Origin of the sequence: Niastella koreensis GR20-10 (genome assembly GCF_000246855.1) — a bacterium.
Taxonomy (GTDB): Bacteria; Bacteroidota; Bacteroidia; order Chitinophagales; family Chitinophagaceae; genus Niastella; species Niastella koreensis.
The window spans coordinates 884,737-899,388 of sequence record NC_016609.1; the positions used below are offsets into that span (position 1 = coordinate 884,737).

General features: G+C 46.0%; 7 protein-coding genes. 6 read left to right on the top strand and 1 reads right to left on the bottom strand.

Annotated features, from left to right (window positions below; translation table 11 throughout):
• Window positions 1–2,208 carry a fasciclin domain-containing protein gene (locus NIAKO_RS03590; protein WP_014217032.1) on the bottom strand — a complete coding sequence of 736 codons (2,208 nt, stop codon included), beginning with the start codon at window positions 2,206–2,208 and terminating at the stop codon, window positions 1–3.
• Window positions 2,209–2,740: 532 nt separating this feature from the next.
• Between NIAKO_RS03590 and NIAKO_RS03600 the strand changes: the two genes are divergently transcribed.
• The 6 genes from NIAKO_RS03600 to NIAKO_RS03625 all read left to right on the top strand — a co-directional run bounded on the left by NIAKO_RS03600 (window position 2,741) and on the right by NIAKO_RS03625 (window position 14,564).
• Window positions 2,741–5,890: a SusC/RagA family TonB-linked outer membrane protein gene (locus tag NIAKO_RS03600; protein WP_242675542.1), complete on the top strand. Its 3,150-nt coding sequence runs from the start codon at window positions 2,741–2,743 to the stop codon at window positions 5,888–5,890.
• 25 nt (window positions 5,891–5,915) lie between these two features.
• Window positions 5,916–7,454 carry a RagB/SusD family nutrient uptake outer membrane protein gene (locus NIAKO_RS03605; protein ID WP_014217035.1) on the top strand — a complete coding sequence of 513 codons (1,539 nt, stop codon included), beginning with the start codon at window positions 5,916–5,918 and terminating at the stop codon, window positions 7,452–7,454.
• Window positions 7,455–7,541: 87 nt separating this feature from the next.
• Complete coding sequence (locus NIAKO_RS03610; protein ID WP_014217036.1) at window positions 7,542–8,741, top strand: oligogalacturonate lyase family protein; 1,200 nt, start codon at window positions 7,542–7,544, stop codon at window positions 8,739–8,741.
• 145 nt (window positions 8,742–8,886) lie between these two features.
• The gene (locus NIAKO_RS03615; RefSeq protein ID WP_014217037.1) at window positions 8,887–11,790 is read left to right on the top strand and encodes a glycosyl hydrolase; all 2,904 of its coding nucleotides are present in this window, start codon (window positions 8,887–8,889) and stop codon (window positions 11,788–11,790) included.
• Between the two features lie 17 nt (window positions 11,791–11,807).
• The gene (locus NIAKO_RS03620; protein WP_014217038.1) at window positions 11,808–12,242 is read left to right on the top strand and encodes a nuclear transport factor 2 family protein; all 435 of its coding nucleotides are present in this window, start codon (window positions 11,808–11,810) and stop codon (window positions 12,240–12,242) included.
• A 207-nt stretch (window positions 12,243–12,449) separates the two neighbouring features.
• A complete protein-coding gene (locus tag NIAKO_RS03625; RefSeq protein ID WP_014217039.1) occupies window positions 12,450–14,564 on the top strand; it encodes a hypothetical protein in 2,115 nt (704 codons plus the stop codon).
• Window positions 14,565–14,652: the final 88 nt, after the last annotated feature.

Sequence of the window (14,652 nt, forward strand, 5' to 3'; positions counted from 1 at the left end):
TCATTTGTTGGGTTGCAGGCACTTATTGATGGAATGGATCACGATACGGTCGGCCAGAACATAACTGTTGGCAGGGTCTGCGGTGCCCACATTTCCAAACGAGTCCTGGAAGCCCAGGCTGCCACCAGCTGAACCAATCACGTTCACCACACCCGTTTGATCGTTCAGGTTGGTGAAAAGGGTTTTACTGTCCTGTACTTTTCCATCGTTAATTACTGTTAGCTGTAACATGTGGAATTTCAGGAACGACTCTACCTGCTCGATCTCATTGGATGCAGTTGGCGCATAGTTGGGCACTTTAGTGGAACCGCTAACAGTACCTGGTAACAGCCCTGCATTAACGGCTGTTTTTATGGCATTGCTGTCGGGTATTAAAAAGGTGCCAAAGAAGCCCAGTGGTACCCCGGCAATGGCGCCGGTAGTGGCTGTATACAGTTTTGAGTTTTTCAGGTACTGGAAGAAGTGATAATAGGGTGAATTGGGAAGGGCCGCCAGCGCTTCCAGTCTTTTGCCGGGAGTAATGGCGGAAAAGAGCAACAGGTTATCGGTATAGTACACGATCCCGTTCTTCATGGTCTTTTTATCGGTAACATTCACATTATACCCTGCATCGATATTTCCCGCTGCATAAAACTGGCCGTTGTTCCATTTTATCAGTTCACCGCCAATGGTGGTTATAATACCCTGGCCGGTTATATTGCCCAGTTCATTATTGGGAGTGGCAATCACGCACATATTGATGAGGCGGTTTACGGTGCCTTTGGGGTCACCGGCGCCCAATGCACCGGCAATGGTATTCACCCATGAATTCCTGTTGCCATCCCAGTCAAAACCCAGCGCACGGATCTTCGCGTCGGTCATCATCAGGACGGTGTATTTGAAGTTGGGATTGGTAATTACCTGTTTCAGTTCCTGGTTAAGCAGGCGCGTCATGAGCGTGTAATCGGGGTCCAGGTACGGGCGTGCGTAAACCGTGGAGAAAAGATTTGATTCCTGCACCTTATGAGCGCCGTAGAAGAAGCCATTGCTCAGCAACTTTTTATCAACGATATCGGCATTGGGGCTAAATCTTGCTTCTTCACCCAGGTAGTTACTGGTTGTTGCAAATTTGGAAGGCCATACGGGAGCCTGCCACATGTGCGCATTCAACAGATCGACCAAAGTTTGTATGGGTAATTTGTTCAGGTTATTCAGGTCGTTATTATAGTGTTCGAGCACCACCGATTTAAGATAGGGTTCCAGCACATCGTTGGTAGGTGCAAAAATTGACCAGCCATTTGTTTGCCCGTCATTGTCCTGCATTTTCATATAATTCTCGTTGTTCAGCGAGAAGGCGAGCCCGCCGTTATACAATTTTATGTACACCTTATCGCTGCTGTTGTTCAGGATCTGGTAACGTTTGGTGGCGTCTGCATTTTCGTAATAGGTAACCATATACTGTTGAAACAGGCTGTTGAACAGGCTGTATTCAGGTTTTGACGCCAGGTATTTTTCAATGTTCTGTAAGGGCGTTAATACCTTATCTATAACATGGATGTTGCCGTTTTCTGCAGCGATATTTGTTTCTGTGATCCGGGCATCGAGCACATTGAGACCGGTGAACGGGGTAGAGGGGTAGAAATAATTATAATCGGCGGCCGTTAATTTTGAATCGGTAAAAAACGGGTTGGTAAAGTACGGGATGTATTTATTATTGTTATCCGAAGATACATAGGCGTTGTTCCGGTTGGAAGCGATGGTATGCAGCAGCTGGCCGCCAACCGTGGCCGTATCGAACAGATCGTAGTAAGCGGTTCTGCGTTTGAAGGCCTTATCGGCTACCCAACCGGTGGTGGATTGATAGTCGTCGAGGCGGTCGGTATTGAATGAATTGTAAACCAGACAATAACGTACAATCTGCTGGGCTTTCACCGAGTCCAGGGCTTCAATGCCGCTGAGGCTGTTCTCTTTAAAGTATTTGGTAAATGCATCGTCGGAAGGTGCGAACAGCGTCCAGTAACCGGCATTGCTTAAGATGTCTTTGTAACCGGCCTTATCAATACAGGCAAGCAGTAAACTGAAATTCCCTTTGCTTTTAAGTACCTGGTAAATAGGAGGTTCAAGCCCTTCGGGCCGGCTGTAAAATTTATCCCATTCTTTTTTGCGGCAGCTGATTAATAGGAAACAGGTTGCTATGAGGGCATAGCAAATTTGTAGCGATCTACGCATAGCAAGTAAGTGTTTAGTCTTGGTTTAGAAAACAGCGTGTAACGAAAAGCTGTAGCAGACCCTAAGGGCTGATGAGCGATGCGCCGGAATGTTTATGTAAATGAAATAGTAAAGATGACGGGGGAAATGAATGTATGATTGCAATCACAGCAAGGGTGATTGCTGCAGGTGTTAAGTACAACATGGCAAGTCAGTTTCGTTTTGGTTTTCGCAGTTACTGTAATAAAAGTAACAATTCACCGGGCGAAAACTATCCTGCCGCATCCCGTATGGACAGAATAGTTACGCAATCGTTACCGGAAGTGTATATATGACATTTAAACAAAATAAATCTTGTTGTTGTGGTGAAAAGACAGGATGGAACAGGACGAATGTTGAAACATCCGCGCCTAATTTTAACCCTTATCAGGCGATTGTTAACTAACTAAATAGTGCCAATATGAGTGTTCAGCAACTTCTACCAAAAGGTATTTGGTTTTTACCCCTATTACTCCTCTTTACAGCTTTTCAGGCAAGATCACAAAACGGTATTATGGTTAAGGGTAAGGTTACCGATGAAAAAGGTAATGCAGTGCCCGGCGCTACTATACTGGTGAAGGGAACTGACAAAACGTCCCTCGCCAAAGGTGATGGTTCATTTGCCATTCCGGTAATAACCGGCAATGAAACACTTGTTGTTTCATCGATAGGCTTTGCCAAAACAGAAATTCCGTTAAATGGCCAAACCACATTGACGGTAAGTTTGACCAGCGAAAAAAGTCAGCTCGAAGATGTGGTGGTGGTGGGTTATGGTACTGCCCGGAAAAGAGATATCACCGGCGCAGTAGCTACATTTAATCCCAAGGGCATTGAGGAAAAACCTATTGCGCGGGTTGACCAGGCGTTGATAGGCCAGATGCCCGGGGTGCAGATCAAACAGCAAACCGGCATGCCCGGAGGCGGTTTCAGCGTACAGGTTCGTGGTGCAGGATCAATTTCAGCCGGTACAGAACCCTTGTATGTAATTGATGGTTTTCCCCTCGATGTGGTAAGCCAGAGTACAAGCGGGGGCTTTGCCCAGAACCCGCTTAATAATATCAACCCCAACGATATTGAAAGCATCCAGGTGTTGAAGGATGCGGCAGCCGGCGCCATTTACGGTTCGCGTGCGGCCAATGGGGTGGTGATCATTACTACCAAAAGGGGGCAGATAGGAAAAGCCAGGATATCTGTGAATGCTTATACCGGATTAAGCAAGGTGGCGAAAAAGCTGGACGTTTTAAGCGCCGATGAGTGGATTGCCCAGGCTACTGAGTTGGCCAACTATAAATGGGTGGCCTCAGGTAATGGCACCAACAGAACCGCTACACAAACCAATGAAGAACGCCGGGTAATACTGGGACTTGCACCGGGTCAGGTGGACGCTAATTTTATGACAGACGACCGGTGGACCATGCCTGGCCATCCGGGTTTGCAATATATCGACTGGCAGGACCAGGCTTTTAGAACGGCTAATTTTCAGAATTATGAATTGAGTGCAAGCGGCGGTACAGATAATGTGCGCTATTTCTTTTCGGGTAATTACCTGAACCAGGGAGGCGTTTTAATAAATTCCGGGTTTAAGAACTTTTCAGCAAGAGCCAATGTGGAAGTAAATGCCAGCAATAAATTTAAACTGGGTTTTAACCTGGCGCCCACTTATTCTGAGACCAATTTGCCACTCGCTGAGGGGAAAGACAACCAGTTGATGAAGTTATACAACATGTCGCCTGTTGTGGAAGATACTGCAGGCGTGAATACAGGCGCGGGTAACAACCAGGTTTACAAATGGGCTTCTTCCAGCGTAAGCCCGGTAGCGTATTTAAATAATATGAGCAACCTGGTAAAGAATACCCGTATTTTATATTCAATGTATGGCGATTACCAGATTGTGAAGGGATTATCACTGAGAACCACTGTTAACTATGATGAATCCAATGTGAATACGAAGCGGTACATTTCCGATTATGTAGGTGGTAATATCGCTAACTATCAAACTTTTCCCGGCAAAAGTGCATCCGGGATGTACAGCGGGTACAAGAAGCAGAATTTCGTTAATGAAAACACGATCACGTATATTAAAACGATCAACGACGATCACACTATCAATGTTGTAGGCGGTATGTCGTACAATTATGTGCACCTGGAGAATTTTACCCTTAGTACTATTGGCGGCCAGGGTTTTACCAACAGCTCTATTACAACCATCAATTATGCGGCATCGAGTGCTACAGGTACTGTAACGGGCAACACAACAGAAACCAATAACGCGCTGGTTTCTTATTATGGAAGGGCACAATATGCCTATACGGATAAATACCTGTTGCAGGCAAGCATTCGCCGGGATGCCTCCTCCCGTTTTGGTGAAAACAACAGATGGGGTACATTTCCTTCTCTTTCTGTGGGCTGGCGCATTTCAAGAGAAAACTTCATGCGTACAGTTAATTTCGTGAATGACCTGAAGCTGAGAGCGAGCTGGGGCCAGGCTGGTAATTACAGCATTGGAGACTACAGCAGCCAGGCGCTGTTAACAGCAGGGAACTATAGTTTTGGCGGCAATACCGTAACGGTGGCCAATGGCCAGGTACCAAAATCAATTCCCAATCCCGATCTGCAATGGGAAAAGGCCAATACTTATGATGTAGGTTTTGACGCCTCGCTGTTGAATAACCGCATCAATATCGTTTTTGACGCTTACCAGAAAAAGAACACCAACCTGTTGTTGAATGTGCCCGTGGTATCTGCTGCCGGTTTCCCTACCGCCCTGCAAAATATAGGTGCTGTAGTAAACAGGGGTTTGGAACTGGGGTTAAATACTACCAACCTTTCAAAACATGATTTTCAATGGACAACGAACTTCAATATAGCCTATAATCAAAATAAGGTATTTGCGTTGGGTGCAGATGGCGCCGATATCAATGTGGCCACCAATGGCCTTAGTGGTAATCCGCCTTTCCTGTTAAGTATTGGTAAACCGATGTACAGCTATTACCTGGTAAAAACAAATGGTATTCTTACCCAGGACGATATAAACGATCCTAAAGTAGCTAAACTGCCTAAACAAACAGTAGGTGATGAAAAGTATGTAGATGCTAACCCCGATGGCATCATAGATGCCCGTGACCGGGTTGTTGCAGGTCAGCCTTCTCCAAAGTATACTTTTGGTATGACCAACAATTTCCGGTATAAGAGCTTTGACCTGAGCGTGCAGATGTATGGACAAACCGGTGGTACTATTTATTCATTCCTGGGACGAGCTATAGACAATCCCTCCAATGGCCGCAATACCAATTTAGGTGTATGGAGAGACCGCTGGACGGCAGACAACCAGAATTACAACGCTCCCCGCGGTAAGATCGGTTTCGCGTATACGATCCCGCTGTTTACGACCGACTGGCTGTACTCTTCCAACTTTCTCCGCATCCAGAATATTACCCTGGGTTACAATTTGAAAAAGTTGATCAAGACGGGCGCCATCAGCAATGCACGCGTTTATGCTTCTGCGCAAAACCCGTTTGGCTGGGATAAATACAAAGGCGGCGTAAACCCCGAAGCGCAAAATACGCAGGTGGGCGGATCAAGCACCAGCTTCCAGTTGCCAGGCGATTACGGCGCTATGCCTTTAAACAAAACCATTACCGTGGGTGTAAACGTGAGCTTCTAAGTTTTTATCTAAAATGCTTATTACAATGAAACGATTATCATATATTATACTTTTAGCTTCCATAACAGGCATATCTTCCTGTAGCAAAAACCTGGACCAGCAGCCTGTTTCTGATGTAGTGACCTCTACCTTTTTTAAAACTGTCAGTGATTTTACGCAGGGTGTAAATGGGGCTTACTCAAAATTAAAAGCAATTCCTTTGAATTTGATGTGGATGGATGAAGTGCGTTCAGATAATACTGCCATCACTACAGATGGTAACCGCGACTTTCAGGGAATAAACGACTTTTCGCCCAACCTTACCACTACTGCGTTTATTGTTAACTCCTGGCAAAACGGCTTCAATGGCATTTTTAATGTCAATACGGTGTTGGATGCCATACAGGCAAAAGGCGCCGGTGTTTTAACCAGTGACCTGGCAACCAGGTTTACTGCTGAATTACGCTTTCTGCGCGGCTTTTACTATTTCGACCTGTTGAAACATTATGGCGCGTTGCCGATCATCGACAAGTCTATGACACCTGCTGAAGCTGGTGCGGTAAAAAGAAGCTCATTGGCGGATGTGTATAGCTTTATCATCAGTGATTTTGAGTTTGCTGCCGCTAATCTGCCCGAGGTTTTTACCGGCGCCGACCTGGGACGTCCTACTTTGTATTCGGCTAAAGGGATGCTTGGCCTGGTGTATATGACAAGATCGGGACCTGCATTGGTGAATGGTCCTGGCCTCAATACCAATGAGTGGAATAAAGCGTATGGTTATTTCGATGACATCATCAAGAGTAACAAATATTCATTTTTAACTGATTTTGCCTCTATCTTCTCTTATACAAATGAGAATAACAAAGAGGTGGTATTCGATATTCAGTATGCCACTACAAGCAGCGGGGGTGAATTCCCCAGTCAATTGGTGCCTGATACTTACTGGAGTGGGTTGAATTTTTCAGGATATGGCAATGGTTATGGCAGCGCCAGCTATAATGTAAGTAAGAACCTGTTACAATCCTACAGGAACAGTGTTTACCTGTCAACCGGTACCGTAGATAAAAGAGATACTTTCAGTATAAAACATGCGTATCCTACTAATTCAAGTACGCCTGCCGTGTTGGATACGAGCCGTCCGTTCATTAAAAAATACCTCAATCCCGCCCTCAAGGGTAAAGACCGTGCCGACTGGCCGATCAACTTTATCGTATTGCGCTATACTGATGTATTGATGATGAAAGCAGAATGTATTCTACACGGTGCTCCCGGTACACAGGCGGATGTGGATGCCATTGTTAAACAGGTGCGTGACAGAGCTGGTGTTGGCACGCCTGCTTTGGCAAACGTAACCCTGCCCACTTTAATGGAAGAAAGACGGCGGGAGTTTTTGGGCGAAGGCATTCGCTGGAATGACCTGGTGCGCGAAAACATGTTCGTAACTACCATGAATGCATGGCGGGTGAGCGATACCCTTACTTCTACCATCCAGGAAGTGAAACCTGAATACTCCGTATACCCGGTACCGCAAGCTGAAATTCTTGCCAAGCCTGGCTTATACGATCAGAACCAGGGTTACTATTAACAGATATTAAAATCTTATTTAAGTCCGAAAGATGTATGCAACGAAGTAAAACTTCCCTACGTCTTTCGGACTTTAAATTGCTCCTGTATGAAAGTGATAACTCTTGCATTTTTATCTGTATGCTGTTTTTCTGCCGCCGCACAACCCGTATTGGAAACCGGCTCACAAAAGCCCATGCCCGAAACCTGGATCGACGCCACCACCCACCACACCCTTGTACGGCTTACCAACAAACCCGGTAATAATGCCAGCTTTTACTTTCACAACAATCCTTTCGTTGGGAATAAAATGGTTTTTTACAGTACCGACAGTATCAATGGCCGTCAGTTATATACCGTTGATCTGAACACGCGTAAAATTGACCAGGTTACGCATCAGTCGTCACCCATGAATGGCGAGATATTAAGCGCCAAAGGACATAATGCTTATTACCAGATCAAAGACAGTGTGTTTGTAACCAACATCGATAGCAAGGAAACAAAACTGGTATATGTTTTCCCTGCCGATTTTAAAGCAAGCATTGCCACGGTAAATGCCAATGAAACTTTACTGGCCGGTTATCGAAGCAGCGATGCTGAAAGAGAGATCTACCGGCTGAACCCTGAGAAGCACGATTACTTCAATAAAATATACGAGGCCCGTTTGCCCCGTACCCTGTTTGTTATTGACATCAATGGCAAACAACTGAAACCCATCTTCAACGACAGCGCCTGGCTGAATCACGTACAGTTTTCCTCAACAGACCCCAACTTATTGATGTTTTGTCATGAAGGTCCCTGGCATAAAGTGGATCGCATCTGGACCATCGATGTGCGCGATGCCAACAAAGGCAAAGTACAGCTCATGCACAAGCGTACCATGGAAAATGAGATCGCCGGTCATGAGTGGTTCTCCTCTGATGGTAAAACCATCTGGTTCGATCAGCAATTGCCACGCGGCACCAACTTTTATGTGGGCGGAGTGAACGTAAAAACAGGGGAAGAAAAAAAGTATAAACTGGACCGCAACGAATGGAGCGTTCACTTCACCACTTCACCCGATCAGAAACTGTTTGCCGGTGATGGCGGCGATCCTGGCCAGGTAGCCAAAGCCTTCGATGGCATGTACATCTATTTATTTACCCCCGAAGGTGATCATTTTAAAGCCACCAAACTGGTGAACATGAAGCACCACAATTATAAACTGGAGCCTAATGTACATTTCTCACCCGATGGGAAGTGGATTATTTTCAGGGCTAATTTCGAAGGTCAGTCGGAAGTCTATGCAGTTGAGATCAATGGTCAATAGTCAATGGTCAATAGTCAATTGGCAATTGGTAAATTGGCAATTGACTATTGATTGTCTATGCAGTTAAAATATAATTAACTATTTTGTCGTTTGCGTAGTAGTTATACGTTTTTTTCCTAATGTAAAACCTTTAGACTAAAACCAGATGATAAAAAGACTGATCTGTACCATTGCTTGTTCCGCTGCATTAATAAATGGAGAGGCCCAAATTAAATGGCCGGCCGTAAACACCGTGACCAAACCCTGGGCCCGCTGGTGGTGGCCGGGCAGCGCAGTAAATAACAGAAGCCTGACCGCCAATATGCAACAATACGCCCAGGCGGGGCTTGGCGGATTGGAAATAACACCTATTTATGGGGTGGCTGGTTATGAAAGTGAGTTTATTAATTATCTGTCGCCCGAATGGATGCAGGTTTTTACTTATACATTGGCAGAAGCCAAACGGTTGAACCTGCAGATTGACATCGCAACCGGCAGCGGCTGGCCTTTTGGGGGCGGTCCGCTGATTGGCGATGCCGAAGCCTGTAAGGATTTTGAATACAAAACCTGGATAGTAAAAGAAGGAAAAGGCATAAAAGACCCGATTGTTTTTGAGCAACAACCCTACCTCGATGCCATTGGGAATACCCTTTCCGATAAAAAAGAATTATATCCCACCAAGGGTACGGTGGGGGCCGCTACGCTCACCATGCTGAAGGAAAGCGAGCGGGTTAAAGATGTAAAGAAACTGGCCGAGCCGGTATATGCCAACAAGAACCTGCAGGCCCTGGCCATAAACCAGTTAAAATATAAAAAGAACCTGCCTCTGCAGGTAGTAATGGCCTATAGTGAAAAAGGCGAAACCATTGACCTTACTTCGCAGGTGAATGCAAAAGGTGAGCTGAACTGGAAAGCGCCGGCAGGCACCTGGACGGTTTACGCCCTGTTTATGGGCTGGCATGGTAAAATGGTAGAACGCGCAGCCCCTGGTGCTGAAGGCAATGCCATTGACCATTTTTCCGAGGCGGCATTGAACAAATACCTGAGCCGTTTCGATACCGCATTTTCAGGCGCCGACCTGGGCCAGTTGCGTGGTTTCTTCAACGACAGCTATGAAGTGGATGATGCGCACGGCCAAAGCAATTACACACCCGGCTTTTTTGCCGAGTTCAAACGCCGCCGTGGCTATGATCTTAAACTGTTTTTACCACAATTATTACAAAAGGAGCGCAACGAAACCAGTTTGCGCGTATTATACGATTACCGGCAAACCATTGCCGACCTGTTGCTGGAAAAATTCACTATTCCCTGGCACAACTGGGCGCAGGCAAAAGGAAAAATAGTGCGTAACCAGAGTCATGGTTCGCCCGCCAACATCCTGGATTGTTATGGCGTGGTGGATATTCCGGAAACCGAAGGCAGTGAATTGTTACGGTTCAAATTCGCGGTTTCTGCTGCCCATATTCTGAATAAACCGCTGGCATCGGCAGAAGCCGCCACCTGGTTGAATGAGCATTTTAAAACAAACCTGGGAGATGTAAAGACGGCGGTTGATAAATACTTTTTGGGTGGAGTAAATCATGTCGTATACCATGGCATTTGTTATTCGCCCATCAACGATATCTGGCCCGGCTGGTTGTTCTATGCAGCCGTGCATTTTCAACCTATTCATCCTTTCTGGAAAGACTTTGGCACCCTGAATACTTATGTAACCCGTTGCCAGTCGTTCCTGCAAAGCGGTAAACCCGATAATGATGTGTTGTTGTATTTCCCCTTCAGTGATCATAATTCAGAAGCGGGCCGCGACCTGTTGAACCATTATGATGGTATGAAGGGTTTTGAGAATACCGATTTCAATAAGGTAGCGGAAGACATGCTGGCAAAAGGGTATGCATTTGATCTTATTTCAGACAACCAGTTACAAAAAGTGTATGCAACTTCCTTCGGGTTACAAACCCCAGGTGGTACTTACCGTACCATTGTGCTGGCCAATACGAAATACCTGCCGTTGCCTACATTGCAAAAGCTGGCCGACCTGGCAAAGAATGGCGCCACCATTCTTGTGTACAACAACTTCCCAACCGGCGTACCTGGTTATGGTCAACTGGCTGAAAGACAACAACAGTTTACGAATATAACCGCTGCCTTAAAATTTGCAGGCGATGGCGCCCTGCAGAAAGCCACCAATGGTAAAGGGGCCTTTATAAAAGGAAACGACATCAGCGTCTTGTTGCAGGCTGCCAATGTATTGCCTGAACCCATGTATGCAAAAGGTTTGCAATGCATTCGCAGAAGCATCAGCGGTGGTAATTATTACTTTATCAGCAATGCAACAAAAGAGGCTGTTGCCGACTGGGTGCCACTGGGCAGAAAAGCCGCCAGCGCCATTGAGTTCGACCCCATGCAGGGATTAAGCGGCGTAGCTAATACAAGAATGAAGAATAACAAACTGGAAGTATATGTACACCTGGAGCCCGGCGAAAGCTGTGTGCTGCAAACGTCAAATACAAAACTTACCGGCAAGCCATTTACCAATTACGCCATAGCAGGCAAAGGCACCGAGATAAAAGGGAACTGGCGTTTGTTTTTTATGATGGGGGGCCCCGACTTACCAAAACCAACCACGGTTAGTAAATTGGGTTCCTGGACAGAGATACCCGATGCATTGGGGAAGGTATTTTCAGGATCGGCCCAATACAGCATAGAATTTCCCAAACCTGCAGGTGCGGCGCCGGCCTATGAGCTGGACCTGGGCAAAGTGGCCTGGAGTGCAGAGGTGATATTGAATGGTAAAACGCTGGGAACTTTACTGGGACCCATTTACAAAGTAAATGTACCAGCCAGTTTACTGAAACCTGAGAACGAGTTGATGATCCGGGTTAGCAATGGCATGACCAACCGGATCATTGCGCTGGAAAAGGAGGGCACTCCCTGGAAGAAATTTTATAACGTTAACTTTCCGGCACGCCAGGCAGAGAACCGCGGAGCCGATGGCCTGTTCACCGCGGCAAACTGGCAACCGGAAGCATCAGGATTGTTAGGTCCGGTAACTATTGCACCTTTAAAGTAACCTTCAAATACTATTATATGTTGAAACGATTGATTTACCTTTTTGTACTGACCAGCGTAATGAATGTTGCCATGGCGCAAAATAAAGAAGAAGCTGCCGTAACTGCAGCGATAGAGAAGTTGAAAAAAGCCATGATAGATGGCGATAAAGCCGGCCTCACGAACATCACCGCCGATCAGTTGAGTTATGGACACAGCAGTGGTAAGGTAGAAGACAAAGCCACCTTCGTTGATAACATTGTTTCGGGTAAATCAGATTTTGTAACCATCGATCTTACTAATCAAACCATAGCCATCTCTGGCGATGCCGCCATTGTGCGTCACACTTTATCTGCCACTACCAATGATGGTGGTAATCCCGGTAGTGTAAAGCTGAATATTTTACTGATCTGGCAAAAGCAAAAAGGACAATGGAAACTATTAGCCCGTCAGGCTGTTAAGGTAGCAGCTTAGTTTTAGTTAAGCCTTCGGGGTATACAATTGCCTGGTTATTGGGTTTGTAAGTTATTAGGTTACTGAGTTGGCAGGTTCATAGAAAACTTAAGAACCTAAGAACTTAATAACCTACAAACTGCCGCTTTGTTTACTTAAGCCTCACTATTGATCATTAGCCCATTTACCATTTACCATTGACTATTCACATTTGACGATTTCCCGATTATGAAAAAATGGATCTTACTTATAGCCGGTAGTTTAGTTATACATAGCAGCAGTGCGCAGGCTATCGATAGACATGCCCTGGTGAAAAGAAATAACCCGCACGTTGTTAAAGCCGATCCGCTGTCGTCATTGTCTGTAGGAAACGGACATTTTGCTTTTACTGCAGATGTGACCGGCTTACAAAGTTTTCCCGCTTATTATGAAAAAGGAGTTCCCCTGGGAACGCAGTCGGCGTGGGGCTGGCACAGCTGGCCCAATACAGAGAATTATAAGCGGGAAGAAACGTTGAAGGAATACGACCTGAACGGGAAGAAGATCACTTATTGTGTGCAGGTAAAAGAACCGGAGCGCAGCCGCAAAGCAGTAGAATACTTCCGTGTAAATCCACACCGGTTACAATTAGGCAATATAGGATTGGAGATCACTAAAAAGGATGGGTCGCTGGCTACTATAGAAGATATAAAAAACGTTGATCAAACCCTGGACCTGTGGAGCGGTTTTATAATAAGCAGGTTTACAATAGATGGGCAACGGGTACAGGTAACAACCTGTGCCGATCAGCGCAAGGATGGCATAGGTGTATTTATTGCCTCACCACTTTTGAAGGAAAAACGTATTGCTATCAAATTGCATTTCCCGTATCCCACTGGTGATTTTAAAGATGCAGGCACTTTTGATGGTGACAGTACCAAACACCAAACCATCCTGAATGATGGCCTTATTCACCGGATACTGGATACCACCAATTATTATGTACAGTATAAGTTCTTAGAGCCGGCCAATGTAACCATGCGTCGTGCCCATGAGGTGATGGTGCAGCCATCACCTGCAGATACTATCTTCAGAGCTTCGTTTTATTTCTCGAACAATAAACCACCAATTGATGCACCTGGTTATATGGTGGCAGCCGTTACCAGCGACACTTACTGGAAAGCTTTCTGGAAAAATGGCGGAGCTATCGATTTTTCCGGCAGCACCAATCCACGGGCCAAAGAGCTGGAAAGAAGGATTGTATTATCGCAATACCTTACCCGCATCCAATGCGCTTCTGATTTTCCACCACAGGAAACCGGGCTCACGTACAACAGCTGGTATGGCAAACCGCACCTGGAAATGCATTGGTGGCATGCCGTGCATTATGCTTTGTGGGGGAGACCTGAGCTGATGGAGAAAAGCCTCGACTGGTATTTCAAGGTGGCTGATGGCGCCCGGGACATTGCCAAACGCCAGGGCTTTGATGGATTACGCTGGCAAAAAATGACTGACAACGAGGGGAAGGAAGCGCCTTCTTCTGTAGGCGCCTTTTTAATCTGGCAGGAACCGCATCTGATTTATATGGCGGAATTGGCGTACCGTGCTAAAAAAGATAAAAGGGTATTAGAAAGATATAAAGACCTGGTATTTGGCACCGCTGATTTTATGGCGTCGTTCCCTACCTGGGATTCGGTGAATAAAAGATATAACCTGGGCAAAGGATTGATTCCTGCGCAGGAATGTTTTGATCCTACGCATACGTTCAATCCTACGTATGAACTGGCTTATTGGCAATGGGCGTTGAACGTGGCGCAGCAATGGCGCGAACGCCTGGGCATGCCGCGTGAAAAGAAATGGGATAACATTGTAAAGAACCTGGCAAAGTGGCCGCAGACCAATGGCGTATACCTCGCTACAGAAAGCACGCCTGATTGTTATACCAACGAACGCTATATTACTGACCACCCGGCTGTACTGGGCGCCTACAGCACGCTGCCTGCGTGCGACCGCCTCGATACAACAGTAATGAAGAATACCTACAACCTGATTTTGAAAGTATGGAAATGGGAAACCACCTGGGGCTGGGATTATCCGCTGATGGCGATGACGGCCACCCGCCTGCATATGCCCGATAAAGCTCTTGACGCGTTGTTTATGCCGGTACAGAAAAACACCTTCCTCATTAACGGCCACAACTACCAGGACGACCGGTTGACCATTTACCTGCCCGGTAATGGCGGTTTGTTAAGCGCCGTTGCCATGATGTGTGCGGGGTATGATAATAATAAAACGGACAATCCCGGGTTTCCTAAAGATGGAACGTGGAAGGTGAAGTGGGAGGGATTAAAACCCATGTTTTAATATTGAATGTCGAATGTTGAATATTGAATGTTGAAGTGGAAGACAATGGACAAGAAGTAAGAATTTGGGTTGGGTATTGAATAATGAG

Bases quoted from the DNA above. Each gene is read 5' to 3' on its own strand.
- NIAKO_RS03590 (WP_014217032.1), bottom strand. From the start codon at position 2,208: ATGCGTAGATCGCTACAAATTTGCTATGCCCTCATAGCAACCTGTTTC.
- NIAKO_RS03600 (WP_242675542.1), top strand. From the start codon at position 2,741: ATGGTTAAGGGTAAGGTTACCGATGAAAAAGGTAATGCAGTGCCCGGC.
- NIAKO_RS03605 (WP_014217035.1), top strand. From the start codon at position 5,916: ATGAAACGATTATCATATATTATACTTTTAGCTTCCATAACAGGCATA.
- NIAKO_RS03610 (WP_014217036.1), top strand. From the start codon at position 7,542: ATGAAAGTGATAACTCTTGCATTTTTATCTGTATGCTGTTTTTCTGCC.
- NIAKO_RS03615 (WP_014217037.1), top strand. From the start codon at position 8,887: ATGATAAAAAGACTGATCTGTACCATTGCTTGTTCCGCTGCATTAATA.
- NIAKO_RS03620 (WP_014217038.1), top strand. From the start codon at position 11,808: ATGTTGAAACGATTGATTTACCTTTTTGTACTGACCAGCGTAATGAAT.
- NIAKO_RS03625 (WP_014217039.1), top strand. From the start codon at position 12,450: ATGAAAAAATGGATCTTACTTATAGCCGGTAGTTTAGTTATACATAGC.